Annotated in this window: 26 protein-coding genes; 6 read left to right on the top strand and 20 right to left on the bottom strand. The window is 66.2% G+C overall.

Features of this window, described 5'->3' with window-relative positions:
* Nucleotides 1-218 (bottom strand): hypothetical protein (locus J7024_RS30025; RefSeq protein ID WP_234745717.1); only part of this gene is annotated, 218 nt, incomplete at its 3' end.
* 66 nt (nt 219-284) lie between these two features.
* Here J7024_RS30025 and J7024_RS30020 point away from each other — a divergent pair.
* Nucleotides 285-668: an ATP-dependent protease gene (locus tag J7024_RS30020; RefSeq protein WP_124826948.1), complete on the top strand. Its 384-nt coding sequence runs from the start codon at nt 285-287 to the stop codon at nt 666-668.
* Nucleotides 669-785: 117 nt separating this feature from the next.
* Here the strand turns inward: J7024_RS30020 and J7024_RS30015 are convergent, their stop codons facing one another.
* From J7024_RS30015 to J7024_RS29990, 6 genes are read right to left on the bottom strand one after another with little or no spacing between them, the layout of a single operon-like run.
* Nucleotides 786-1,253, bottom strand: coding sequence for a c-type cytochrome (locus J7024_RS30015; RefSeq protein ID WP_124826947.1), 468 nt, complete (start codon nt 1,251-1,253; stop codon nt 786-788).
* Nucleotides 1,254-1,264: 11 nt separating this feature from the next.
* Nucleotides 1,265-1,765: a c-type cytochrome gene (locus J7024_RS30010; protein WP_124826946.1), complete on the bottom strand. Its 501-nt coding sequence runs from the start codon at nt 1,763-1,765 to the stop codon at nt 1,265-1,267.
* Nucleotides 1,762-2,307, bottom strand: coding sequence for a methylamine dehydrogenase light chain (locus tag J7024_RS30005; protein WP_044847763.1), 546 nt, complete (start codon nt 2,305-2,307; stop codon nt 1,762-1,764). Before J7024_RS30005 ends, J7024_RS30010 begins: the two co-directional genes overlap by 4 nt.
* Before the next feature lie 39 nt (nt 2,308-2,346).
* Complete coding sequence (mauD, locus tag J7024_RS30000) at nt 2,347-2,982, bottom strand: methylamine dehydrogenase accessory protein MauD (protein WP_124826945.1); 636 nt, start codon at nt 2,980-2,982, stop codon at nt 2,347-2,349.
* Nucleotides 2,979-3,533: a MauE/DoxX family redox-associated membrane protein gene (locus J7024_RS29995; RefSeq protein ID WP_175760704.1), complete on the bottom strand. Its 555-nt coding sequence runs from the start codon at nt 3,531-3,533 to the stop codon at nt 2,979-2,981. The genes mauD and J7024_RS29995 overlap by 4 nt, the downstream gene beginning before the upstream one ends.
* Before the next feature lie 7 nt (nt 3,534-3,540).
* Nucleotides 3,541-4,698, bottom strand: coding sequence for an amine dehydrogenase large subunit (locus tag J7024_RS29990; RefSeq protein ID WP_234745716.1), 1,158 nt, complete (start codon nt 4,696-4,698; stop codon nt 3,541-3,543).
* Between the two features lie 241 nt (nt 4,699-4,939).
* Between J7024_RS29990 and J7024_RS29985 the strand changes: the two genes are divergently transcribed.
* The 3 genes from J7024_RS29985 to J7024_RS29975 all read left to right on the top strand — a co-directional run bounded on the left by J7024_RS29985 (nt 4,940) and on the right by J7024_RS29975 (nt 7,479).
* Nucleotides 4,940-5,902 (top strand): helix-turn-helix domain-containing protein, encoded by a 963-nt coding sequence (locus tag J7024_RS29985; protein WP_234745715.1) that lies wholly within the window; start codon nt 4,940-4,942, stop codon nt 5,900-5,902.
* Between the two features lie 111 nt (nt 5,903-6,013).
* Complete coding sequence (locus J7024_RS29980; RefSeq protein WP_124826941.1) at nt 6,014-6,958, top strand: GlxA family transcriptional regulator; 945 nt, start codon at nt 6,014-6,016, stop codon at nt 6,956-6,958.
* A gap of 152 nt (nt 6,959-7,110) precedes the next feature.
* Nucleotides 7,111-7,479: a YbjQ family protein gene (locus tag J7024_RS29975; RefSeq protein WP_124826940.1), complete on the top strand. Its 369-nt coding sequence runs from the start codon at nt 7,111-7,113 to the stop codon at nt 7,477-7,479.
* 10 nt (nt 7,480-7,489) lie between these two features.
* Here the strand turns inward: J7024_RS29975 and J7024_RS29970 are convergent, their stop codons facing one another.
* From J7024_RS29970 to betC, 7 genes are all read right to left on the bottom strand, one after another.
* The gene (locus J7024_RS29970; RefSeq protein WP_124826939.1) at nt 7,490-8,200 is read right to left on the bottom strand and encodes a PepSY-associated TM helix domain-containing protein; all 711 of its coding nucleotides are present in this window, start codon (nt 8,198-8,200) and stop codon (nt 7,490-7,492) included.
* Entirely contained in the window at nt 8,197-8,880 is a 684-nt protein-coding gene (locus J7024_RS29965) for a Fe2+-dependent dioxygenase (RefSeq protein WP_175750787.1), read from the bottom strand. The genes J7024_RS29970 and J7024_RS29965 overlap by 4 nt, the downstream gene beginning before the upstream one ends.
* Before the next feature lie 44 nt (nt 8,881-8,924).
* On the bottom strand, nt 8,925-11,123 hold the full coding sequence (locus tag J7024_RS29960; protein ID WP_234745714.1) for a TonB-dependent receptor: 2,199 nt from the start codon (nt 11,121-11,123) through the stop codon (nt 8,925-8,927).
* A gap of 575 nt (nt 11,124-11,698) precedes the next feature.
* Nucleotides 11,699-12,949, bottom strand: a complete 1,251-nt coding sequence (locus J7024_RS29955; protein ID WP_175769964.1) for an MFS transporter — start codon at nt 12,947-12,949, stop codon at nt 11,699-11,701.
* 236 nt (nt 12,950-13,185) lie between these two features.
* Nucleotides 13,186-14,325, bottom strand: coding sequence for a porin (locus J7024_RS29950; protein WP_124826935.1), 1,140 nt, complete (start codon nt 14,323-14,325; stop codon nt 13,186-13,188).
* Nucleotides 14,326-14,582: 257 nt separating this feature from the next.
* Nucleotides 14,583-15,551 (bottom strand): choline ABC transporter substrate-binding protein, encoded by a 969-nt coding sequence (choX, locus tag J7024_RS29945; RefSeq protein ID WP_124826934.1) that lies wholly within the window; start codon nt 15,549-15,551, stop codon nt 14,583-14,585.
* A 45-nt stretch (nt 15,552-15,596) separates the two neighbouring features.
* Nucleotides 15,597-17,147, bottom strand: a complete 1,551-nt coding sequence (gene betC / locus J7024_RS29940) for a choline-sulfatase (RefSeq protein ID WP_124826933.1) — start codon at nt 17,145-17,147, stop codon at nt 15,597-15,599.
* 202 nt (nt 17,148-17,349) lie between these two features.
* Here betC and J7024_RS29935 point away from each other — a divergent pair, with 202 nt between their 5' ends.
* Nucleotides 17,350-18,276: a choline sulfate utilization transcriptional regulator gene (locus tag J7024_RS29935; protein WP_124826932.1), complete on the top strand. Its 927-nt coding sequence runs from the start codon at nt 17,350-17,352 to the stop codon at nt 18,274-18,276.
* A gap of 206 nt (nt 18,277-18,482) precedes the next feature.
* Entirely contained in the window at nt 18,483-19,370 is an 888-nt protein-coding gene (purU, locus tag J7024_RS29930; protein ID WP_124826931.1) for a formyltetrahydrofolate deformylase, read from the top strand.
* A 293-nt stretch (nt 19,371-19,663) separates the two neighbouring features.
* Here purU and J7024_RS29925 read toward each other — a convergent pair whose 3' ends face one another.
* The 6 genes from J7024_RS29925 to J7024_RS29900 form a co-directional block, all read right to left on the bottom strand.
* Complete coding sequence (locus tag J7024_RS29925) at nt 19,664-21,319, bottom strand: APC family permease (RefSeq protein WP_124826930.1); 1,656 nt, start codon at nt 21,317-21,319, stop codon at nt 19,664-19,666.
* Nucleotides 21,320-21,497: 178 nt separating this feature from the next.
* Entirely contained in the window at nt 21,498-22,361 is an 864-nt protein-coding gene (locus J7024_RS29920) for a glycine betaine ABC transporter substrate-binding protein (RefSeq protein ID WP_175750786.1), read from the bottom strand.
* A 135-nt stretch (nt 22,362-22,496) separates the two neighbouring features.
* Entirely contained in the window at nt 22,497-23,645 is a 1,149-nt protein-coding gene (locus J7024_RS29915) for a hybrid-cluster NAD(P)-dependent oxidoreductase (protein ID WP_124826928.1), read from the bottom strand.
* A gap of 29 nt (nt 23,646-23,674) precedes the next feature.
* Nucleotides 23,675-24,916, bottom strand: coding sequence for an aromatic ring-hydroxylating oxygenase subunit alpha (locus J7024_RS29910; protein WP_124826927.1), 1,242 nt, complete (start codon nt 24,914-24,916; stop codon nt 23,675-23,677).
* Between the two features lie 53 nt (nt 24,917-24,969).
* Nucleotides 24,970-25,755 carry an electron transfer flavoprotein subunit beta/FixA family protein gene (locus J7024_RS29905; protein WP_124826926.1) on the bottom strand — a complete coding sequence of 262 codons (786 nt, stop codon included), beginning with the start codon at nt 25,753-25,755 and terminating at the stop codon, nt 24,970-24,972.
* Nucleotides 25,752-26,168, bottom strand: a 417-nt coding sequence (locus tag J7024_RS29900; RefSeq protein WP_234745713.1) for an FAD-binding protein, incomplete at its 5' end; no start/stop codon positions are given. The genes J7024_RS29900 and J7024_RS29905, both read right to left, overlap by 4 nt.

The following is a 26,168-nucleotide window of genomic DNA, read 5'->3' as shown; positions in this document are numbered from 1 at the left end:
CGACCGTGAAGCAACCGTGCGGCGACCTGGCGGTGCGCTTCTCCGTCGATATGACTGATCGGCTCGCAGGCAAACGGTTTCGGTGAGCCGTGCCATTCACGACCGGCGCCCGCATGGGCGCTCAAGTGCCGACGTGACGCTCGCGGCGATACGGCCGAAACGTGTTCCGCGATCTGCCGTGCCCGGTTGTTTTCATCGCCGTGCTTGCAGTGCAGCAAAATGCGTGTCCTGTTGCCCGGGTGCGGCCCGTGCGATGATGCGCCATGACTGACATGAGAGATGGAATGACGACTACATTCGACGAGGCGACGACGGCGGCGATCGCCGCGTTTGCCCAACTGGATTTCTACACGGCGGTGCAAGCGATGCGCGCCGAGGCCGATTACGACCACGAACGAGACCAGTGGATCTCGCGCTATATCGACGAGCACGGCGGCGGCGCTGACGACGCAGCATACGACGCCTTGCACGCACAGGCCCAGGCTACCCCGGAATACGCGCAGTTCGTCGATGCGGTTCGCCGGGAAATCCTGGAATACTTCGGCGTGACCGACGATCAACTGGACTGGATGATCGTGCTACGCAATGACGACAGCGATGCACTTTGGGCGGAAGTCAACCGGCAGCGGAGCGCGCTGGGAACCGGCGAAGTGCGCGGAGATCTCTGATCATGGCCTGCCATTTGGGCCTCGAGCCGGGCTGGTCGCGATGCCGGCGGTCGTGTTCCTGTCGCCGCAGCCGCGCGTGACGGCGCGGGGAGACCGCGCCGCCGTTGACGGCCCGAATCAGTACCGGTCGGATACCCCTTCTATCCCGCGCTCGTGCAGCGCGCGGACCAGCCCGGCACGCACGGTCGCGACGTCCGAAAACGCCGGCCGTCGATGCGCGGCAACTTCGGCCGCCGTATAAGGCCTGAAATCGCGCGGCAGCGCATCGCGGTTCATCGTCGTGAGCACCCAGTTGAGCACGTCGGCGAGATCCTGGTCGGACAGCGCCGAGTTCGACGCGCCGGGCACGCGCATCACGTACTCGCGCCCCGCCGGCAGATGCGTGAAATAGCCGAGCGAATTCGCGAGCGGCGGCACCTTGCCCGGAATGCCGCCGCCCGTCGCCGTATGGCACCCCATGCAGTTGAGCACCCAGTGCTGCCGCGCAAGCGTGGCGTCGGTCACGCCGTCGGCATATGCGGGTATCGCCATCGCACATGCGGCACCCGCAACCGCCACCAGCCACGACGGCAGACGGCGCCCCATGCGCGACGCCTTCACAGCCCCAGCCCCTTCGTCACGATCGCACGCTGCGCGTGCACGGCCGTCCCGTCCATCTCCTTCGCCCGCGCCGCGCGAATGTCCGCCGCGGTGAACGGCTTCGCGCTGCCGTGCTGCTCGTTGAGATCGAACACGACGTAGTTGAGCACGTTCGCGATATCGTCGTCGCTCGCGCTCGCAAACGACGGCATCTTGAAGTTGTAGTGCTTGTCGCGCACCTCGATCTCGCCGAACATCCCGTGCAACAGCGTCGCCGTGAGCTGCGCACGCCCTGCGTCGGCGCTCGCGTACTTGCCCGGATACTCGGTCAGCGGCGGCGCAAGGCCGTCCTGCCCCTTGCCGCCCGCCTGGTGACACACCGCGCACTGCGCGTCGAACAGGCTCTTGCCCGCAGGGTAATGGACAACCTGCTGCGCGCCGGCGAAACCCGGCAACGCAAAACCGGCCGCAGCGGCCATGCATGCAACAACGATCTTTCCAGCTTGCTTCACTTTCATTGCTTTGCCGCCCCCAGCAGGACCGAAACCGAACAGTGGTAATTCGAATTACCGTTCGCCATGCACCAGTTGATGTCGTTGTTCAGCGACAGCTTGTACAGCGGCTTCTCGCGCTCGTTGCGATTGCAGAAGCACTTGCCGCACGATGTCTTGCCGCAGCAGTCGTTGTACGACACGATGTAGTCCGACCCGTCATGCGGATTGCGGCAGGTGCCGATCCACGTGATCGGCGACGGTGTCGTGCCCGGCGGGCAGCTGCTCGACGTGCCGCCGCAGCAACTGCACAGCCAGCCGTCGATCGCGCAGTACTTCCAGTAATCGCAGCTCATCGGATCGTCGCTCGCGCCCGATGCGGCGGCGCCGGAAGCCGCCGATGCGCCGGACGCCGCATCGGCCGCATACGCGGTGCGATCGACGGGCAGGAGCGGCAGCATCGCCGACCCCACCAGCACCTTGCCGAGCTTCGCCATCGCGCTGCGCCGCGAACTGTGCTGCGCGACGCCGCGCGCCGACCGTTCGAACCATGAATCAAACAGGCCCATGTCGTTGTTCTCCGTTGACGTTGAAAGAGAGTCGGCCGATCACGCGTGCTGCGCGTGCTTTTCGTGACCACCGTGGTCGTGATCGCCATGCACGAACTGCTGCAGCGACGCGACGCCACGCTCCTTCGCTTCGAACAGGCTCTCGAGATGCTCGCGGGTATTGACGAGGCCCTTCGCGCGCACGGTGCCGGCATCATCGAGCAGCACCGCGTACGGCAGCTTGCCGATCTGGTACGCAAGACCAAGCTCCTGCGACAGCACGTACGGAAAGCGCGCGAGGTTGTGCTTCTGCGCGAAACGCGTGTGTTCGTCGAGATCGCCGTCGCTCGCGAGCACGATGTTCAGCGGCGTCGATTCGCTCGCCTGCAGCGACGGCAACAGTGGCAGCAGCTTCTTGCAGACCGGACACGTCGGCGACAGGAAAAACAGCAGCGTGGCCTTGCCCGCTGCATCGATGCCGCCGACCTTCACCTGCGCGCCGCGGATGTCGGTCAGCTCGAACATCGGCGCGATCGCGCCGACTGCCGGCCCCTTGTCGATCATCAGCGCGCCGGCCGGCATGATGCGTTCGTACAGGATGCCGATCTGCCGGACGAGCGCGAGACAGATCGCGCCGAGCGCGAGAACGGCAACCCACAGCAAGGCGGTGGAAACGGTGAGAGCGGTTTGCATCATGAATTCCTCAGGTGGGCAAGGCGCGGTACGTTGGCGAGCAGCACGTCGACGGTGAGCAGCGCGCAGACGATCAGCAATACGGAAGAAAACAGCGTCAGGTAGTCGAACCACACGACCGCGCGGCCGCCCGGTTCGACGAGCGCGGTCGCGGCCAGCGCGACGAGCAGCAGCACGCGCGCGACATGCGGCCAGCCGATGCCGCGCGGCGCATCAGCGCGCGTCGCGGCGAAACCGGAACAGCCGCAGTCGATGTCGGTATGGCCGCGCAGGATGTTGATCGTCATGCCGGCCGCGAACACGAGCAGCAACGCGATCAGGCCGAGCGCACCGGCCGTGCGCGTATCGGGAAACAGCAGCGCGGCCGCGCAGAGGGCTTCCGCGAGCGGGATCGCGAACGCAGCCGGCGCGGTGAGCGCATCGGGCAGCAGGCGATAGCCGGCGAGCGCCTGCCGGAACGCGGCGGGCCGGCGCATCTTCGCGAAGGCGCCGAGCAGCACGACGACGGCCGCGCCGGCCTGCGCGCTGGTGGCGAGTACGGGATCGAGCGTCATCGCGGCCTCACGGGTTCACGAGCAGCGACGGCGTACTGCCGATCTGCTTCTCGACGTGCTGCAGCTTGCCGGTGCGCGCGTCCATCACGACGAGATCGGACGTGCCGGTCAGCCCGTAGAACAGCGGCTTGTCGTCGTCGCTGACCTGGATCGACACGAGCGGATCGACCTTCTGCTGCGCGAGATCCCAGCGCGCGACGCGCTGTTTCGTCTTCAGGTCGTACACCCACACCTGCGTGCCGGGGTCCTTGTGCGAACCGTCGCCGCCCTTGTGCATCAGCACGTAGTAGCGGTGCTGCTTCGCCTGCACGGCAGTCTGCTGCATGCCGCCCGGCCGCCAGCCTTCCGCTCGCTCGGCATCGGTCACGAGCGACCACGACTTGCCGAATACCGGCTTGTCGCCGCTGAAATCGGCGCGGCGCACGTTGCCGTGGTACGTCGTGAACAGATAGCCGCCGTCGTAGCGCGACGCGTTCACGAAGGCCGGATCCCGGTCGACGTCGATGAACGCATCCGACATCGTGCGCTTCACTTCCTTGCCGTTCGCGTCGAGCGTGATGGTCAGCGCCTTGCCGCTTTCACACAGCGCGGTGAAGCGGTCGTTGCCCGACGGATACGCGAGCACGCACGCCGCGGTGTCGATTTCCGACAACACCTTCTTCGACACCGCATCGATCACCGTCACCGACGCGGCCGGCGTGATGTTCGCGACGTACAGCCGCTTGCCGTCCGCGCTGAACGCGGTGTTGTACGGCGACGGCACGTGCTGCCCGTGCTTCGCCGGAATCACGATCTCGCCCGTGTGATCGAGCGTCGTGTTGTCCGTCATCTCGACGACGTCGGTGCGCGTGCCGTGCGAGCCGCGCGAGAAATAGGTCGTCGCGATGAAGCTGGTCTTGTGGTCCGGCGAGATCGCGAGGCCGGGCGCGAAGCCGCCGTCGATCTGGCCGAGCAGCTTCTTCGCGTCGGCGTCGTACACGTAGATGCGCCCGTCGGTCATCGTCGGCATCGCGATATCGACGACGTAGACCTCGTGCGGATGCCACGGCGGCATCTTCTGTACGACCAGCTCCTCGGGCTTTTCCGTCGCGTATGCGCTGCCGGCCCACGCCGCCGCGAACGCCAGCGTCGCCGCGAATGCCGCGGTTCGTCGCCTTGTTCTCATGTCGCCTCCAGTTGGGAATCACGTTATGTGGGGCGACTGTAGTTCGACAATAAATCCGCTCGACACCAGGACCGGCAACGCGTGCGTGCCGATTCGGGATATTGGAAAACCGCCTGAAAGGCACGCGGGAAGCCCCGCTTCCGACCCCTGAAAAAACCCATGCCGAATAGCGCTCGCCCGTATTGCGCCGACCGTTCGGTCGGTTTATTCTTGCGCCGTCCGAACGACCGCCGGAGGCGCCGTGCTCGTGTTTCACCAGATGTTCGACGATGCAGACCGGCATGCCGAGGCGCTGCGCGGCTGGGATCAGCGTTACGACCAGATTGGCCCCGGCTCGTATCGCAGCGCGGTCAAGCACGTGGAACTCGACGGCGTGCAGCTGTTCCAGGAAGCGGCGAACGTGCGCATCATCCAGCGCGGACAATTGCCGAGCGGCCATACGGTGTTCGGGATGCCGCTCACCGGCTCGGGCACCTTCGCGTTCGGCAATGCGCGCATCGAGCGCGGCACGATCGTGATGGCACGCGGCGGCTCGCCGTTCGAACTCCATTCTCCCGACGACATGTCGCTGATCGGCGTGGTCGTCGATCCCGAGCTGATGCAGCAGATCGAGGATATGGCCGACGTCCGGGTGGACGGACGCACGCTGCGGCGCGGCGTCGTCGACGTGCCGGTCGCCGCGCGCGAACGCGCGAGCGTGCAGCTCGCGACGCTGCTCGAACGCGTGCTGGCGAACCCCGCTACGTTCGATCCGGCGCGGGCGCAGTGCGAGCTGCGCGGCGAAGTCGCCAACGTGCTCGTCGATCTCCTCACATACCGGATGCCCGAACCGTCGAACCGGCTCACGCATGCATGTCACGCCGACATCGTGCGCCGCGTGCACGACTACGTGATCGAGCACCCGGAAGCCCCCGTCGACATCCTCAGCCTGTGCATGCAACTGCGCGTGAGCCGGCGCACGATGCAGAACAGCTTTCAGTCGGTCGCACAGACGAGCCCGCTGAACTACACGCGCTCGCTGCGCCTCGCACAGGTGCGCCGCCTGCTGCTCGACACGCGGCAAGCCGATCTGCCGATCAGCGAAGCGGCCGCGCGCTGGGGCTTCATCCACCTCGGGCATTTCGCGAACGCATACAAGGCGCAGTTCGGCGAACTGCCGTCGACGACCGCGCGCCGGTCGTTGCGCGGCTCGAAAACGCGCTGAGCGCCGGCAAAACCCGCGATAATGCCGTGTTGAACGTTCGGCTCGTGCGAGCCGGGCGCGGCGCCGCGGCGCGCAAGGCGCGACGACCACCCGATTTCACCCCACGCCCCGATGCCAGAGGATTTCCACTTCCTGTTGCTGCCCGGCTTCTCCGCGCTCGGCTTCATGTCCGCGGTCGAGCCGTTGCGCGTCGCGAACCGCTTTCGCACCGAGCTGTACCGCTGGCATGTGATCAGCTCGGACGGTGCGCCCGTGGCCGCGAGCAACGGGATTCCGGTCGCGGCCGAAGCCGCGTGTGCGGACGTCGCGCAAGTCGAGACGGTATTCGTCGTCGCCGGCTTCGATCCGCTGGTGTGCTACGACCGCGCGCTCGGCGACTGGCTGCGCCGCCAGAACCGGCACGGCGCGACGCTCGGCGGGATCGACACCGGCAGCTTCGTGCTCGCGGAAGCCGGGCTGTTCGACGCGTCGCAAACGCTCACGCTGCACTGGGAAGCGCTCGCCGCGTTCCGCGAACGCTACCCGGGGCTGAACGCGACGCAGGAGCTGTTCGAGATCGACGACCGGCGCATCACGTGCGCGGGCGGCACTGCGTCGATCGACATGATGCTCGACCTGATCGGCCGGCGGCACGGCGCCGACCTCGCGGCGGCAATCTCCGAGCAGTTCGTCGTGAGCCGCATCCGGCAGCGTTCGGACAGCCAGCGGCTCGAGATCGCCGCGCGCTACGGCGTGCACAACCGCAAGCTGATCCAGGTGATCGGCACGATGCAGCGGCACATGGAGAATCCGCTCGGCTCCGATGCGCTCGCGCAGGAGGTATCGATCACGCGGCGCCAGCTCGAACGGCTGTTCAGCGCGACGCTGAACGACACGCCGACGCGCTTCTACCTGAACCTGCGTCTGGACCGCGCGCGCGAGCTGCTGCAGCAGACCGACATGAGCATCACGTCGGTGTGCGTCGCGTGCGGCTTCGAGTCGCCGTCGCATTTCTCGCGCACGTACCGCTCGCGTTTTGGCGTGAGCCCGCGCAGCGACCGGCGTGCGACGCATTGAGCGTCGCCGGTTTGGCGCGCAAGCCGGCGCGCCATCGCGCCGCGATCGAATCTCCCGCCCGGAAATCGACCCAGGCCGCCTGCCCGTCCGGGCGCGCTTGCCGTTCCGGCTAGAATCGTCGTTCGATCACTTCCACAACACGATGGACCGCCATGACCGATTTCTCCCGCTCCGTCGACAACCTTTCGCCCGATCGCGTCACGACCGCGTTCGATCTTCCCGGCCATACGACCATCCGCTCGCTCGGCGTCGCGCAGGGCATCATCGTGCGTTCGCGCTCGATCGTCGGCTCGTTCGGCGCGGCACTGCAAACGCTGTTCGGCGGGAACATCACGCTGTATACGTCGCTGTGCGAGAAGGCGCGCCAGCAGGCCTTCGACAAGATGCTCGCCGATGCGCGCAAGCTCGGCGCGAACGCAGTCGTCGCGATGCGCTACGACTCGACCGAGATCGGCACGGGCGTCACGGAGGTCATCTGCTACGGCACGGCCGTACAGGTCTCGCGCGACGCCGGCACCTGAGCGTCAGGCGCTACGCGCTGGCCGCACACACGATCGCGACGATCGAACCGACCACGAGCACCGCGCCGATCGTCTTGCGCTTGTTCAGCTCGGTCCACAACAGCACGCCGGTCAGCGACAGCAGAATCAGCGCGCCCGCGAGCGTATCGACGAGCAGCACCCAGCCGATGCTCATTCCCACGCCCTTGTGCAGGTTCGTCAGCCAGGCGAACGTGCCGTTTTCGCTGCGCTTGAGCGTCATCGTGTCGCTGCCGACCCAGTAGTCGACCGCGACGCTTTCACGCGGCGACGCGAACACGAGCTGCCAGTGCTCGGGCTGCACGGTCTCGCGGTCGCCCCATGCGACCGGATGCTCGGGTTCCTTCTGCACGCGGCCCATCCGTTCCGGCAAATGCAGATCCGGTTGTCCGCGCAACCATTGCGCAAGCTCGCGCGGCGAATCGGGTTCCGGGTCGGGCACGTCGAGCCGCAACGTCTCGACATGCGGCGCGCCGGTCTGGATCCGCAGCGGCGGCGCGCGATGATTCAGCAGGAACCCCGTCGTGCCGAACAGCAGGCCGAGTGCGGCGCCCCACAGGCCGACCCAGCCATGCACCTTGCGCAGCCACCTGATGAACGTGCCGCGGCGCGATCGCGTGCCGCCGGCACCAGCGGCGCGCGGGCCGGGCGCGACGCGCGACGCGGGCGCCGCGTCGATTTCGATGGGATCGGCAACGCTCACGTTTCGCTCCAGATTCTCAGAAGATTGTGATAACAGCCGACCAGACTGCGGCACGCCTGCGCATCGGCGCCGCTGGCGTTGAGCCGCTGGATCGCCGTGTCCATGTCGAACAGCAGCGCACGCTGCGCATCGCCGCGCACGAGGCTCTGCACCCAGAAGAAGCTCGCCACGCGCACGCCGCGCGTGACGGGCGTGACCTGGTGCAGGCTCGTCGCCGGGTAAACGATCATGTCCCCGGCCGGCAGCTTGACCTGCTGGACGCCATACGCATCCTCGATCACGAGTTCGCCACCGTCGTATTCGTCGGGCGCGGACAGGAACAGCGTGACGGACACGTCCGTGCGCAGCTTCACGCCGTTCGGCAGCACGCGCACCGCGCCGTCGACATGACTGCCGAACGTCATCCCGCCTTCGTAGCGGTTGAACAGCGGCGGATAGACCTGGTTCGGCAACGCCGCGCTGATGAACAGCGGATTGCGCTCGACCGCGGCAAGGATCACGTCGCCCAGCTCGCGCGCGACCGGCGAATGCTCCGCGATCTGCTGGTTGCGCTTGACCGGCGCGCCCGTATAGCCGGCCGTCGCACGGCCGTCGACCCACGCGTCGCCCGCGCGGTCAAGCCGGTCGCGCACCGTGCGCACCTGCTCGGGCGTCAGCACGTTCGGGATGTGTACAAGCATCGTTTCACCTCTTTCATCGAATGGCGCAGCGGCACGCGTATCGCTCAGAACCGGTAGTCGAGCGTCGCGAGGAACGTGCGCCCGACGCCCGGCACCGCGCGGCCGCCGTCCGACTGGATCAGCGCGTCGTAATAGAACTTGTTGGTCAGGTTCAGCAGGTTCAGGCGCAGGTCCCACTGCTTCGCGTGATACGCGGCCGTCGCATCCCAGCGCGTGTAGCCCCCCACCTGCACGTAGTCCGTGTTCGCGGCGTAGCGTCCCGACATGTAGGTCGGGCCGCCGCCGATCTCCCAGTGCGGCGTGAACGCGTACGTGGTCCACAGCGTGAACGTGTTGCGCGGCGTATTCGCGAGCGTCTTGCCCTGCGTGCCGTCGAGCGCGCTCAGGATCGCGCCGTTCATGTACGTGTAGCTGCCGAACACCTGCCACTTCGGCGTGATGTGGCCCGTCACGCTCGCCTGGAAGCCGCGCACGCGAATGTCGCCTTCCAGCAGGTATTCGCCCGTCGACGTCTGCGTGCGCGCGTTGCTCTTCTCCTGCTGGAACAGCGCCGACGTGACCGACAGGTTGTCGTTCAGCAGGTCCCACTTGCCGCCCACCTCGTACGACTTCGTGTGTTCGGGCGAGAGGTTCTGCGTATTGTTCGTGACCGTCAACGTCTCGAGCGACGGGTTGAACGACGTGCCGTACGAGAAGTAATACGACTGCGATTCGGTCGGCTGGTAGATCAAGCCGGCCCGCACGCTCGTGAAATAGTTCGTCTGCGACGCATAGCCGGGTGCGCTCACCGTGTTCGCGAGATGCGCCTGGAAGCGATCCCAGCGCAGACCGCCGACGAATTTCCAGTCGCGGCCGATCGACACCGTGTCGTTCAGGTACGCGGCGAGCGTGGTCGCGCCCGATTCGGCATGGTTGGTCGGCGTCTGCGTCGCATTGGACGCCGTCGACGACAGGTAGGCCGGATCGATCAGCGACAGGATCGGCAGGCCGCTGCGCGTGTACGCCTGGTTCGTGTAGCTGTCGTGCCCGACTTCGACACCGGCGATCAGGTCGTGCTTCACGAAGCCCGTGTCGAACCTGAAATGCGCCATCGTGTCGTTGTCGACCGAATGGTTTTCGATCACGCGGTCGTGGCTCGCGAGCCTCACGTACAGCGCGGACATCGGCAACGACGTGTAGTTGCCGTTCGTCAGTGTCGTGCTCGACGACAGCGGCCCCGTCAGCACCGCGTTCGGGGCCGTCTCGCGCGCATCGGTCATCGAGTGCGAGAACGACGTGCGGTTGCTGATCGTCAGCGCATCGTTGACACGATGATCGACGCGCGCGGACACGGTCTGGACGTCCTGGATCGTGCGGTCGTCGGCGAGGCCGTAAAAGGTGTTCTTCGACACCGGCGCCGGATGGCCGTTGACCGCGAGCACGCCGTAATCGGGCATGTCGTAGTTGTGCTGGATCAGCGCGGAGAGCGTCACCTCGGTCGGCGTGCCGATGCCGAAGCGCAGCTCCGGCGCGATCCCGTAGTCCTTGTTCTTCATCACGTCGCGCGTCGAGCCGAGCGACTGGCCGAACGCGTTGATGCGGAACGCCGACGTCGCGCCGAGCGGCCGGTTCAGGTCGACACTCGTCCGGTAGTGATCATCGGTGCCGATCGTCGTCGATACCTCGGCCGACGGCGTCAGGTTCGCCTTCTTCGACACCTGGTTGATCACGCCGCCCGTCGAACCGCGCCCGAACAGCATCGACGACGGGCCGTACAGCACCTCGACCGAATCGAGGTCGAACGTGTCGCGGTAGTACTGGTTGCGGTCGCGGAAGCCGTCCAGGTAGATGTCGTTCTGCGCGGTGAAGCCGCGCAGGTTGATGTTGTTGCCGATCTGTCCGCCTTCCGCGCCGCCGATCGTGATGCCCGGCGCATTGCGCAACGCGTCCTGGAACGACGTGAGTCCCTGCGATTCCATCAGCGCCTTGTTGATCACCGTGACCGACTGCGGAATGTCACGCAGCGCGGTCGGGGCTTTCGCGCCGACGGTCGAGCGTTCGGCCTGAAAGTCCTGTTGTACGGCCTGCCCCGAGACGCTGATCGTCGGCAGCACGTCGTGGGCGGCCGGCGGCGACGCCTCGCCCGGTTTTGCCGCGGCGGGCGGCGACGATTCGGCGCCCATGCTCTGGGCGAGTGCGGGCGAAGCGATAGGCAAAGCAAAGGCCAGCGCGAGCGCGCTCGCGAACGGGGTCTTGTTCGGCATGGAAATCCAGTCGGAATGAAACCGTCCTGCGTGGACACGCGGCGATGCGCGCGCACGAAGCACGGATGCGATGGCTTGCTGGCCGCCGACTATCAGGCCGACAACGACACTAGCTGGCTACGGTTGACGAGTGGCCACGGCAGTTGCCGCAGCGATCACAGTAATGAGAATCGATATCATTCCATGTATTTCTTTTTGTTTCAATCGATAACTGTTTCGTCATACGAAAACGCTATGTTTCTAAAGATTATGGAAAGCGCAATGAAATTTGTTGTAATTGATTTGCAATGAAAAGATGATTTCTTCCGACGAACGATCCGCCGAGCCCTTGTGCTCCAAGGGGTTGAAGGGAATGGCGCCGGTTCGGTTTCGTACTCGGCAGACCGGGGCCATGCCCACGGTTTTCTAAATCGGCATTCCGGCCCGACCGAATTGATCGCAGCCGGATTGATTATTCAGACGATTATCCGGACCCGAAAATCGTTTGGCATTTGATTGAAACAAGAAAGCAATTTGAAATATCTCGCCGTCAGCCGCGCCGATTTCGACCGAATGCCACGGACACCCGGGTCGGCTCAATGATCGCGCTCCAGCGACGTCATGTTCCGCAATGTCGGAAACAGCCGCATCCACGTGAGCGCAACGGCGATCGTCGCCGCGCCGCCGACCACGATCGCCGCCGGCGCGCCCCACCATGCGGCCGTCACGCCCGATTCAAATTCGCCGAGTTGGTTCGACGTGCCGATGAACAGCGAGTTGACCGCGCTCACGCGCCCGAGCATGTCGTCCGGCGTTCTCAACTGCACGAGCGACAGGCGCACGACGACGCTCACCACGTCCGACGCACCCAACGCCGCCAGCGCGACGAGCGACAACGCGAAATGCCGCGACAGCCCGAACACGATCGTCCCGATGCCGAACGCGATCACGCCGCCGAACATCGCGCGGCCGGGCCGCCGCTTCAACGGAAAACGCGTGAGCCACAGCGTGCCCGCGAGCGCGCCGACCGCGGGCGCGGCGCGCAACGCGCCGAGCCCCCACGGCCCCACCTGCAGGATGTCGCGCGCGTAGATCGGCAGCAACGCGGTCGCGCCGCCAAACAGCACCGCGAACAGGTCGAGCGACAGCGCACCGAGAATCGCCGGTTCGCGCCGGATGAACGCGATGCCCGAGAACACCGAGCGCAGCGTGACGGGCTCGCGCGCGGGCGGTGCGCTACGCAGCGGAATCGTGCCGCTCAACACCGCCGCGATCGCAAACGCGGCGACACTCGTGCCGAAGGCAACGGGCGCACCGAGGCCGTAGAGCAGCCCGCCGAACGCAGGCCCGAGAATCTGCGCGGCCTGGTTCGCGGACGTCGACAACGCGGTTGCGCGCGGCAAGTCGCTACGCGGCACCACGGCCGGCAGCAGCGACGACACCGACGGCGATTCGAACGCGCGCGCGGTGCCGACGATCGCCGCGAGCGCATAGACACCCGGCGCAGCGAGCCACCCTTGTGCCGCGCCGAGCAGGAACACGCCGGCGGCCAGCGCCTCGACGCTCTGGCAGATTGTCGCGATGCGCCGCCGGTCGTAACGGTCGGCCACCTGTCCGACGACGAGCGTCAGCGCGAACATCGGCACGAACTGCGCGAGGCCGACGAGGCCGAGCGCGAACGCACTGTGCGTGAGTGCATATACGTACCAGCCGATCGCGACCGACAGGATCTGGAACGCCAGCGATGACATCACGCGCGTGCCCCAGAAACGCTGGAACGGTGCGTGGCGGAACAGGTTGGCGGGTAACGGAGACGGCGGACTGGACTCGGGTAACGGGGCGGTCATCGGGAAGGCGTCATCGAAGGGCGGCCGGCGATCGACGATACGCGACGCGGCCAAACCGCGATGATATCGCCAACCGCCGGACTCCTGTCGGGCACGCGCCCGATGCGGACGACGACAGCCCGCATCGCGCGACGCCGCACGTCATCGCACCGGGTTGCACAAAAAAAAGGCGCGAACCGCAGTTCGCGCCAAAGAGAGACCTCGCTGAAGACGTCGAAAGATCTGCCGCACCCCGCTCAGAAAGAATGCCGCATGCCGATCCGCACGTCGGCCTGCGTCTGCGTCGTCGACGGCGTGAAGCTGTAGCCGATGACCGCATCGACGCCCTGCGACGCGCGCAGGTAATCGCCGGAGATATACACGTCGGTGCGCTTCGACAGCAGGTAGTGCAGGCCGGCCGTGCCCTGGTTCCAGTGGTGGCCTTCGAAGCGCGTGTGCTGATAGCCCGCGATGAAGCTCAGCGCCGGCGTGAACTGGTACAGGCCGCCGCCTTCATACACCTGCATGTGCGACGACTGGCCGAAGCCCTTGATCGTCGTGTACGAGAAGTTCGCGTCGAGCGACAGCTTGCCGATCGTGTAGCTCGTGCCGATGCCGAACGTGCCCTGGCTGTCGACGTTCATCGCCGTATCCGCGTACAGGTCGGTGCGCGCGCCGGTCACCGGATCGACGGTGACGGTCTGCTGGCCGAGGAACGTATGCGTGCCGATCATCGCGTACGGGTCGAACGCATAGATGCCGTTCGGGTTGTTCAGGCGCGTGTATGCGGCGCCGACCGAGAAGTCGCCGCGCGTGAAGCTCGCGCCCGCGCTCCATGCGCTGTTGCGGTGGAAGTTGCCGGCGACGTTGCCGAACGAGTACATCGCGCCGAACTTGAGGCCGCTCATGTCGTTCGACAGGAATTTCACCGAGTTAGGCAGGCGGTCGCCGTTGAAGCGGTCGAAGTCGCCCTGGTGGATCGCATAGCCGCTGCCCCATGCCGAGATGTTGTAGATCGACACGAGCTCGTTGGTGATGTCGAGCTGGTTGCCGAACGACAGCGTGCCCCAGTTGTTCTGCAGACCGACGTAAGCCTGACGCCCGAACTCCGAACCGCCGAAGCCGAGCTGCCCGTTGCCGAGGTGGAAACCGCTCTCGAGCGCGAAGACCGCCTTCAGTCCACCGCCGAGATCTTCCGTGCCCTTCAGGCCGAAGCGGTTCCCGTATGCGACGCCGTCGTCGAACTTGACCACGTGCGAACCGCCCGTGTTGTTCACGTACGTGATGCCCGCGTCGAGAATCCCGTACAGCGTCACGCTGCTCTGCGCGTGGCCGATGGCGGGAATACAGGCCGCGCATACCAGCGCGGCGGCTACGGCAACTTTCTTTTGCTTCATTCTCGCCCACCCTCCCTGAACCGTTCAATGGAAAGAACCGTGACCTGACGCGCGCTGCAATACGCCGGCTGATTCGAATTCAGTACGTCCGATGGCTTCGGCATTTCTTTTTTCGCAATAACGCAGCCATTGGCGAAAAATACAAACCCATATTTCAGGTCACCCGTCTGAAGGCGACACCAAATAGTCTCGATGCGACTGGTCGGGAAAACACGGAGACGGGCGGCCGGGCAAAAAGCCGGCCGCCCGGAGGCAGGTCAGCGGCCGTCGAGCGCCGCGCGCACGGCCGGCAGCGCCGGTGTGCCGGACGCCGTGGTTACGCCGTCCAGCCAGCCCTCGACGAGCGTGGGGTCGGCCTTCAGCGCACGCTGCGCCGCGACCGCGGGCGACGACTTGTTGTCGAGCATGTCGGCGATCATCTTGTTTTCGACGTCGACGGAGAACGTCATCTGCCGGAACAGCCGCGCGAGGTTCGCGCACTGGCCGGCAAAGCCCGAGCGGGTCACGGTGTTGACCGTCGCACCGCCGTAGTTCGGCCCGAAGTACGCGTCGCCGCCCGACAGGTAGGTCAGGTGGAACTTGGTGTTCATCAGGTGCGGCTCCCACGCGAGGAACACGATCCAGCGCTTGTCGCGTACCGCGCGCTCGACCTGCGTGAGCATCCCCGTCTCGCTCGATTCGACCAGCGACCAGTTCGCCGTGCCGAGGGCATGGTCGGACAGCATCCGCTTGATGTTCTGGTTCGCCGGCGCGCCAGGCTCGATCCCGTAGATCTTGTCGCCGAAGCGGTCCGCGTAGCGCGCGAGATCGGCGAACGTGTGCACGCCGGCAGCCGCGACGTAGTCGGGCACCGCAAGCGTAAACTTCGCGCCGCTCAGGTTCGCGTGCAGCACGTCGATCGATTTCTCGTCGACGAACGGCTTCACGAGCGGCGCCTGCGCGGGCATCCAGTTGCCGAGGAAGACGTCGACCTGCCCTTTCTTGAGCCCTTGGTACGTGATCGGCACCGACAGGTTCGCGACGTCCTGCCGATATCCGAGCGCCTTCAGCACGACGCCGGCCATCGCGTTCGTCGCGTCGATGTCGGTCCAGCCGGGCGCCGCCATCCGCACGTCGCGACACGTCTGCGGGTCGGCGGCGTGCGCGGGCAGTGCCGCCATCGCGCATGCGGTCGCAGCGAATACCGCGCCGGCCCTCCGGATTGCTGCATTGCACTCTCGTTTCATGATTTGCTTCCTCCGTCGTTCGTCAATGTCCTCGATGCGGACCGTTCAGCGCCCGACGCGCGGAAAGCGCGCCATCGCTTCGAGCGTGTCGAGTTCGATGTGATTGCGCATGTAGCGCTGGGTCGCATCGGTAAACGGCTGCCAGTCCCACGCCTGGATACGGCCCTGCGTCGTCGCCGCGTAATGGAAACGGCGCCGCCGCTGGCTGGCGCGCACCTGGGCATCGAGCTCGGGCAGGTTCCAGCGCTGCGCGGCCTCGGCGCGGAATGCGGCGAGCAGCCCGGCCGCCTCGGGCGTCCCGGCCAGGTTGGTGCGCTCGCGCGGATCGTCGGCGAGGTTGTAGAGCTGGTCGGGATCGGCCGGGCAATGCACGTACTTCCAGTCGCCGCGGCGGATCATCACGACCGGCGCGACCGCCCCTTCCGCGAGGTATTCGCCAAGGGCAACGTCGTGCGCGGGCTTGCCATGCAGATGCGGCACGAGGCTCGCGCCGTCGACCGGGTCCGGCCATCCGGCATCGGGCCGGCCGCCGGCCGGTGCGGCGCCGGCCAGGTCGACGAGCGTCGGCAGCAGGTCGACGTGCGACACGGGCCCGCGCACGCGCGCCGCGTCGAAGCGGTTCGGCGCGTGGACGATCAGCGGCACGCGGCAGCCGCCTTCGAAGAACGTCATCTTGTACCAGAGCCCGCGCTCGCCGAGCATGTCGCCGTGGTCGGACGTGACGATCACGATCGTGTCGTCGGCAAACCCGCATTGCTCGAGCGCGGCCAGCACGCTGCCGAACTGCGCGTCGACGTAGGACGTCGCGCCGTAGTACGCGTGGCGCGCGGCACGGATCTGCGCGTCGGTCGGCGGCGTGCGGTCGTTTTCGCAGACGAAGCGCAGCCGCCGAGAATGCGGATCGCTTTCCGCCGCATCGAGTCGCACGGTCGGCATGTCGATTTCTTCGTCGCTGTACAGATCCCAGTATTCGCGCGTGATCGCATACGGATCGTGCGGATGCGTCAGCGACACGACCATGCAGAACGGCCGCTCGTCGCGCCCGGCCGCGCGCTCGCGCGCGACGTCGTACAGCTTCTGCTTCGCCGCGAACGTGACTTCGTCGTCGAAGTCGAGCTGGTTCGTGCGCACGCAGGGGCCGGCCTCGAGCACCGAGCTCATGTTGTGATACCAGCTCGGCCGCTCGGTCGGCTGATCCCAGTCCGGCACCCAGCCGAAGTCGGCCGGATAGATGTCGGTCGTGAGCCGCTCCTCGAAGCCGTGCAGCTGGTCGGGGCCGCAGAAGTGCATCTTGCCGGACAGCATCGTCCGGTAGCCGCCCGCGCGCAGGTAGTGCGCGAACGTCAGCGTTTGCGCCGGCAATTCGGCGGCGTTATCGTAGGCGCCGATACCCGACGGCAGCTTGCCGGTCAGCAGCGAGAAGCGCGACGGCGCGCACAGCGGGCTCGCGCAGTAGGCGGCGTCGAACACCACGCCTTGCGCGGCCAGCCGGTCGAGCGTCGGCGTGCGCGCGACGCGGTTGCCGTAAGCCGGCAATGCGAACGGCGTGAGCTGGTCGGCCATCAGGATCAGGATGTTGGGAGTCGGGTTCGTCATCGGCGGTCACGGTGAAATCGGTGTTCGAACGGAACGGCGCGACGCTCGGACAGCGACGCAGCCGGCATGACGGACGCAGCTTGAAGAAAGTGCCGCGCGCACCGGCCGCGACTGGCTAGAATCGCGGAGGGCCTGGCGCGGCGCCGTGCCGTCCGAAGCACTATCTCCCGCCCGAATTCGGGCGGGAAGGCATCCTCCCCTTATGGGGCCATTAGAGAGACTTATGTCGAAACCCGAAGCGTTACCGTCGATGCAGGCGCTGCGCGCGTTCGAATCGGCCGCCCGTCTCGCGAGCTTCACGGCCGCCGCACGCGAGCTGGGCTCGACGCAGCCGGCCGTGAGCCAGCAGGTGTTCCAGCTGGAGGCGGAGCTCGGCGTGCCGCTGTTCGAGCGCAGCCCGCGCGGCGTCACACTGACGACCGACGGCCAGTGCCTGTACGAAGCGGTGCGGCAGAGCCTCGATACGCTGCGCGGCGCCACGGCGACGCTGCGCGCGCGCCGCGAGCACGGTGCGCTCACGATCGTCACGGATTTCGGGTTCGCCACCTACTGGCTGATGCCGCGCCTGGCCGGCCTGAAGCACGTGATGCCGGACGTCGACGTGCGGGTCGTCACGTCGCAGGATTACGACGCGCAGCGCGACCATGCCGACATCGCGATCCTGTTCGGCGACGGCCACTGGCCGTCGTGCACGGCCGCGCGCCTCTTTCCGGAATCGGTCACGCCCGTCTGCTCGCCGGCGTTTCGCGCCGCGCACCCACACGTCGCGCGGCCCGACCACCTGCATGCGCTGCCGCTGCTGCACGTGCAGCCGACACGCCCCGAGCGCTGGCTGTCGTGGGCCGGCTGGTTCGACGCGCATGGCCTCGATGCGCCGGCCGCCGCGCGCGGCGTGACATTCAACAGCTATGCGCTCGTGATCCATGCTGCACTGCTCGGCGAGGGCGTCGCGCTCGGCTGGTCGCCGCTCGTCGACGAGCTCGTCGCGTCCGGGCAACTGGTGAAGCTCGTCGACGCGCCGGTCGTCACGTCGCGCGGCTACTTCCTCGTGCGGCCGCCGCAGCGGCCCGAGCCGGACGCGACCCATGTGTTCCGGCGCTGGCTGCTCGACGCCTGCGCGCCGGCATGACGGGCCGCCCGGCGGCCTGAAAACCGCCGCATGACCGGCTGCGCGCCGTCCGTCCGTGCTGGCGTACCGATACCAGCCACACGGCGCGTTGGTTCTATCCGCGCAAAAATCGTCCTGATTTACTTGAGTCTCCCGCTACCCGCGTCGCGCGGCGCCCCCGGTGCGCCGCCGCGAGGGTTCGCGCCCCATGACACCCGAGGATTCTCATGACTGCCGACTCACGCCCCGATCAATTCGTCCTGACGCTGTCGTGCCCGAGCGCGGCCGGCCAGGTCGCCGCCGTCGTCGGCTTTCTCGAGCGCCATCGCTGCTATGTCGATGCGCTGAACGTGTTCGACGACGATCTCAGCAACCACTTCTTCGTGCGCTGCGTGTTTCATCCGACGGATGAGACGCTGCAGATCGACGCACTGCGCCAGGAGTTCGGCCCGATCGCGGCCAAGCTCGGCGGCAACGCCGAAGGCGATGCGCAGTGGGCGATCCACGACGTGAGCGCGCGCCCCAAGGTGCTGATCATGGTGTCGAAGCTCGAGCACTGCCTCGCGGACCTGCTGTTCCGCTGGCGGATGGGCGAGCTGAAGATGGACATCGTCGGCATCGTGTCGAACCATCCGGACTTCGAATCGCTCGCCACGCAGCACGGGCTGCCGTTCCGGCACTTCCCGATCACGGCCGACACCAAGGCGCAGCAGGAAGCACAGTGGCTCGACTTCTTCGAGTCGAGCGGCGCCGAACTCGTGATCCTCGCGCGCTACATGCAGGTGCTGTCGCAGGAAACGAGCGCGAAACTCGCGAACCGCGCGATCAACATCCATCACTCGTTCCTGCCCGGCTTCAAGGGCGCGAAGCCGTATCACCAGGCGCATGCGCGCGGCGTGAAGCTGATCGGCGCAACCGCCCACTTCGTGACCGACGATCTCGACGAAGGCCCGATCATCGAGCAGGTGGTCGAGCGTGTCGATCACGCGTTGCGGCCGGAGCAACTGCTCGCGGTGGGGCGTGACGTCGAATCCATCACGCTCGCGCGGGCGGTGAAGGCGTTCATCGAACGGCGGGTGTTCCTGAACGGCGACCGGACGGTGGTGTTTCCGTAACGCGTGACGAGCGGGCGGGACCGACCGCTCGTCACGCGCAAGCCGCCGGCACGCGCGCAGGCGCCGTGCCGATTCGCCGCGCCCGGGACGCGCGCCGTCCGAAACCGGTCATTCCCGAAATCAAGCGGCTTCGATCGCGCGAAGCGGGCGATGCAGGCGGCGACGCCGCCTCCCCATGAACGACGAAAGCCCGACCGCTTGCATGCCGGTCGGGCTTCGTCGGTGCCGCATGATCGATCGCAACGCCCGCGTGCGGCTTGCGGGCGTCGCGCACCGTCACGCAGCCTCGCGCGTCACTTCACCCACGCAAGGTAATGCGACAGCCAGATCGTGAGCGCCGCCCCGATCAGCGCCGCATACGGCATCAGATTCAGCCACATCGCGCGCTTCGGCACTTCGAGCTCCATGTCGCGCTGCATCTGCGCGGGGAAACGGCCGCGATCCTGCCAGTAGTGGCGGAACAGGAACACCGGCACGATCAGCAGCATCGCGATCAGCCCGTTGCGCAGCGTGCCTTCGCCCTGCAGGTTCGCACCCGCGCCGACGTAGACGAGGTTCGCATAGCCGCAGATCGAGCCCGCGACGAGCAGCCACGTCGGGCAGCGGAACGGCCGATCCCAGTTGCCGCGGTCCATCCGGTGGATCCAGCCCGACTGAAGGTTCAGGAATACGAACAACATGTAGCAGACGTTCGAGATCGACAGCACCGTCATGTAGTCCGACATCATCAGCAACACGAGGTTGAAGCCGAGATCGGTCCACATCGCGCGCGTGGGCGAGCCATGCTCGTTCACGTGCGACAGGTACTTCGGCAGCCAGCCGTCGACCGATGCCTGGTACAGCGTGCGCGACGATCCCATCATCGACGTCATCACGATCAGCAGGATCGACAGCATCAGCATCACGACGACCGCATTCGCGACCCACGCGCCGCCACCGACAATCTTCGCCATCGCGGCCGCGACACCCGTGCCGTCGCCAATCGCCGGATCGAGCATCGCCTGCGTGCCGAGCGCGCCCTGGAACGCCATCGGCACGAGCGTCATCACGACGAGACACAGCGCGCCCGACCAGAAGATCGCCTTCGCGGTGTCGCGACTAGGATCGCGGAATTCGCGCGTGTAGCACACGGCCGTCTCGAAACCGTACGACGCCCATCCCGCCATGAACATCGCGCCGAGCGCCATCGTGACGCCCTGCCCGTTCCACGAGCCGAACGTCGCGGCCGTGAGGTTGCCGTGCGCGTCGTGACCGAGCGGCAGCAGCGGGAGCAGGTTCGACATCGGCACGTCGCCGGTGACGAACGGCACGATGCCGACGATCAGCAGCGGCGTGAGCGATGCAATGCCGAGAATGCGTTGCGTACGTGCAGCCTTCGACGCACCGCTGTGCTGAAGCTTGAACGTGATGAGAAGCAGGATCGTCGCGATGATGAACGTCGCGTTGATTCTCAGGGACAGGCCCGGCTTGATGAAACCGAGATCCGCGATCCTGAGCTGCCAGTGCAGCACCGCCGCATCGGCGGGAAAGAGACTCGTGAGCGCATAGCTCGCCGCGAGGCCGCAGCCGAGCGCGAGCATCGGCGACCACGCGAGCCAGTTGCACCACACGGAAACCGGGGCAATCAGCTTGCTGTAACGGACCCAGCCGATCGCGCCGTACACCGACGCGCCGCCCGATTTATGGGGAAATAGCCCCGATATTTCCGCATAAGTCGCGCTTTGAATCAGCCCCATCGTGATCGCGGCGATCCAGATCGCCCACGCGGGCTGGCCGATCGTCGTACAGACTCCGCCGATCGTGAACAGCACGCCAGCCGGCACGCCGCTCGTTACCCAAAATGCATCCTTCCAAGTCAGGCCACGATGCAGCGTGTGGCCCGTCGAATCATGTGAGATGGTTGTTCCAACATCACTGGTGCGGTTCGCACGCAGTCCTGCCTGACTCATCCAATTCCTCCTGTGATGACTCCGCACAAGGGCCGTAGTGTAACAACTTATGCGCTTTTTTGCAGAATCAGTAAAAGAAAACCGGGATATGGCTGCATCGAATCACAATTGTTTCGGATTCCTGCATGCCATTCCCGGCATGTTGTTATGGTGTTGTGCGTGGCGAATCGCCGCGGGCTTACTGCACGCCGTCAGTCCACGAATTCACGCGGTCCGCATGCGCTGCAATCCAGGCATCGGCGGCTGCTTCCGGCTTCGAACCGCTCTGGATCGCGAGCATCACGCTGTCGATTTCGCCCGGCTTCCACTGGAATTTCTTCAGGAACGCGACAACCGGCTTGGCCTTCGTTTCGAGCTGCGGATTCACGACGCTGTCGACGTGTTCCGCGCCGCCGAACACCTTCTTCGGATCCTCGAGGAAGCGCAGTTTCCACTTCGCGAACATCCAGTGCGGCGCCCAGCCGGTCACGATCACCGGCTTGTTCGCATTGATGGAGCGCGACAGTTCGGCCGTCATCGCACTGCCCGAACTCGGCATCAGCGTGTAGTTCAATCCGTAGCTCTTGATCGCATCGTCCGTCTTGCGCATCACGCCCGCGCCCGCATCGATGCCGACGATGCGGCCGCCGAAGCTGCTTTTCTCGGCGTTCAGGTCGTCGATGCTCTTCGCCTTCACGTAGGCCGGCACGATCAGGCCGATCTTCGCATCGGGGAAATTCGCGCCCAGATCGACGACCTTCGCCTTGTACTCGTCCCAGTACGAGCCGTGCGTGACGGGCAACCATGCGGACAGCGTCGCATCGAGGTCGCCGCGTGCCACACCCTGCCACATGATCCCGGCAGCGACCGGCACGAGCTGGACCTGGTAGCCGAGCTTCTTCTCGATCACGCGCGCGGCGACGTTGGACGTCGCGACGCTGTCGTCCCAGCCTTCGACGTAGCCGATCTTCAACGTCGGTTTCGTGTCGGCGAGCGCCGACGCGCTCAACGCCACCATCGCCGACAGCGCACCGGTCCACAGAATTTTTCCAAACAGTTTCATGGTCGATCTCCTTGATATGCGCACACCGCGCGTTGTCTCTCTAGGTTCTTCAACCACAATTCGGCGGTCCGGTTGTTTTGCGACGGATGCTTGTCCGGAGGCGACGCCTCCGGGCCGACCGATGGCGCGTCTGCTTTATTTGTCGATCACGAGATCCGACAACGGCTTGCTGCAGCACAGCAGCACCATTCCCTGGTCGATCTCGCGCTGGCGGATGCCGCCGTTGTGCTTCATCTCGACTTGCCCCGACACGAGCTTCACCTTGCAGGTGCCGCACATGCCCTGCGTGCACGAAGCGGGAAGCCGCACGCCGGACTGGCGCGCCGCGTCGAGCACATGCTGCCCGGAGCCGCATGCGATCTCGCGGTTGCTCTTCGCGAAGCTGACCGTGTACTGCCTCGTCGCGGCGTCGACGCCGTCGGCCGCCGGCACGAGTTCGGCGAGCACTTCGTCGCTCGCGGTCTGCGCGAGCGTCTCGAACGAGAAGCTTTCCTCGTGATACTGCTTGCGATCGAAACCGGCCTCGTCGAGCAGGTCGCGCACGGCCTTCATGTACGGCGCGGGGCCGCACGTGAAGATCTCGCGCTCCATGAAGTCCGGTGCGATCAGCTTGAGCAGCGGCAGCGTCAGGAAGCCCGTGACGCCCGGCCAGTTGGTGCGCGCACCGACGCGCTCGACGACGAACGACGTGCGGAAGTTCGTATGGTTCGAGGCGATCAGGTCGAGTTCGCGCGCGAAGATGATGTCGTCCGGCGTGCGTGCGCTATGCACGAACAGGATGTCGCGATCCTCCGCGAGATCATGGTGCGCACGGCTCATCGACATCAGCGGCGTGACGCCCGAGCCTGCCGACAGGAACAGGTACTTGCGCGCCGGATGCCGTGCGCACGTGAATTCGCCGGCCGGGCCGAGCACGCGAACCGACGCGCCCGGCTGCAGGTTGTCGTGCAGCCAGTTCGACACCTTGCCGCCCGGCACGCGCTTGACCGTGATCGAGATCGTGTGCGGCCGCGCCGGCGACGACGAGATCGTGTAGCACCGGTTGATCGTCTCGCCTTCGATGTCGAGTTCGAGCGTGATGAACTGCCCGGGCTCGAACGAGAACGCACGGCCTTGCGGCGAACGGAAGAAGAAGCTCTTCACGTCGTGGGTTTCCTGCCGCACGTGGCAGCACACCAGCGTTTCCTCGACGTCGCTCGTCCAGCGCTCGGGCAGCGCGCTCCAGAACGCCGGGTGCGTTACCCGGCTGTCCGCCGGCTCGAAATTGGCCGCATCTCGCATCATGTCTTGCTCCGCTTGTTCGCTACCAAGTACTACGCGCCGGTTTTTTCGGCGAGCCGGCCGATGTACCAGGCCGAGAATTTTTCGACGAGACCTTCCGTGAACGGCGAGTACGGGCCCGGCTCGTACGCGCTGCTGGTCGCGCCGCGCTGCGAGAATTCGACGAGCGCGCGATCCTGGTCGTTGGTCGCATTCCACACGGCCGTGAGGTTCTTCACGTCGTAGTCGATGCCTTCCTTTGCATCCTTGTTCACGAGCCACTTGGTGCGCACGAGCGTCTTGCCGGCCGACAGCGGAATCACCGAGAAGGTCACGATGTGATCGCTCATGAAGTGGTGCCACGAGTTCGGCTGCGTCCAGAACGACAGGCCGCCGAGGTCGGCCTGGTCGAACTGGCCGAGCAGCTTCTTCGACGCGACCTTCGCATCGAGCGTCTGCGATTCGCCGTGGCGGTCGAGCGGCAGGCGCTGCGTGCGGAAACCCGTCACGTCGAGCAGCTTTTCGATTTCGGCGGACGGCAGCCCCATCTCGGCCCACTCCTTGCCGCGGCGCACGCAGGTTTCCGCGAAGGCGTCCATGCCTTCGGCGTTCGCGTCGGAGCGCTGGTAGCCGAAGCCGTATTCGTACAGCGAGATCGTCAGCTCCGGATGGTTCGCGACGCAGTGATAGCACTCGCGGTTGTTCTCCATCGTGAGCTTCCAGTTGCCTTCCTCGATGATGTCGATCTGCGCGGCGATCTTCGTATTCGGCAGATCGTGCGGCAGCAGGTACGGCTCCATCTCGGCGCGCAACTGCGCGAAGTCGGCGGGCGGCTCGTCGGCAAGGCACACGAAGATCAGGCCCGCCAGATTCTGCACATGCACTGACTTCAGGCTGTGCTTGCAGCGGTCGAACTTCTCGCCCATGTGCTCGGCGAACATCAACTGGCCTGTCAGGTTGTAGGTCCAGCTGTGGTACGGGCACACGATGTTGCCGACCGAGCCTTTGTCCTCGTTGCACAGACGCGCGCCGCGGTGGCGGCACACGTTGTGGAACGCGCGGATTTCCATGTCGTCGTCGCGCACGATCAGGATCGAGTCGCTGCCCAGTTCCACGGTCACGTAGTCGCCCGGCTCGGGAATATCCGGTTCGACCGCCACCTGGATCCAGTGCTGGCGGAAAATCGCCTCCATGTCGAGGGCGAAAATTTCCTCGCTCGTATAGAACGGCGCCTCGAGGCTGTAACCTTCCTTGCGTCGCTCGATCAGTGCGCGAATGTCTGCCGATACTTTCATCGTTTGCTCCGGATTCCTTGCATCCCAGTGTGGTTGCCGACAGGCATCAAAATTCAGTAGTCGATGAGTTGATGCTCGCGCAAATACGCGAGGATCACTTGTGCTTTTTCGACTGAACTCCCTTCATTTACGACGTTGCCGCCACGGCTTTCGGTCGTCGTCGCGGACAGCATCCGCGCATGCCCGGAGCGCTTCTCGGCAGCCACGAGCTTTACGGGTTTACGCTCGATCGGACCGACCCGCCACGCGGCGGCGTCGGCATCCGCACCGGTCGCCGCGAGCGCTGGACGGATCGCGCCGGCCCGCAGCCGCGCATACGCATAGCGCGGCTGTGCGTTGGCGAGCGGATGAACCGCGATGACGGCCGGCAGCGCCGCGTCGACGCGCCGCCGCAGCCCTTTCGGCAAGAATTGCCGCACGGCCGCGCGGCCGCCTTCGACCGTCACGTCGACGGCCGAGCCGACGAGCGGATAGCCGAGCGTCGCGGCGACGCGATACGGCAGCATCCCGGTGTCGTACGCGCCCTCGGCACGGGTGCCGGTCAGCACGAGGTCGTAGTCTTCGACGCGCGCGGCGAGCGCATGCGCGGCATCGTCGCCGTCGCGGCAGGCCAGCACTTCGACCTGCCGCGCGCCGAGCGCGAGGTATTCAGCAAGCGCTTCATTCGCAGGGTCGCCCGCGTGGATCACGTCGAGCTGCGCGCGATGCTTCTCCGCGAGCTGGCGGCCTGCTTCGAGCGCGGCCGCGTCGTTGCGGCTGTAGCGCGCGGCACCGCTGACGGGGTGTCGGCCCACGGACACGAGCACCGCGATGCGTTGCAACTGGCGGGGGGCGTTCATGCTGCGACTCCTTCCGTTTCACGGCTGCCGACCGCAGCCGGCGATTGTCCGCGCGACGCGCGCGCGGCCTGCACCTGTTCGATCAGCGCGGCGATGGTCGCCTGCGCGTCGCCCACCACCGTCAGGTTCGCGCGCTTCGCGATCGGCGCGCTACCGTCGAGGTTCACGGCGATCACGTGGCGGCAGTCCTTGATCCCCTGCAGATGCTGCACCGCGCCGGAGATGCCGAACGCGATGTACACGCTCGCCTCGACCGTCTTGCCGGTCGCCCCCACCTGCTTGTCGCGCGTGAAGTGACCGTTGTCGACCGCGACGCGGCTCGCGCCGATCGCCGCGCCGAATGCGCCGGCTAGGCGCCCGAACGCGCCGATGTCGGACACGCCCTTGCCGGCGGCCCCGGTGGAGTCCGCTTC

Source organism: Burkholderia sp. WTPI3 (assembly GCF_021483755.1).
GTDB lineage: Bacteria > Pseudomonadota > Gammaproteobacteria > Burkholderiales > Burkholderiaceae > Burkholderia.
The sequence above is the reverse complement of the archived record's forward strand: the minus strand, read 5'-3'. Positions and strand labels throughout refer to the sequence as shown.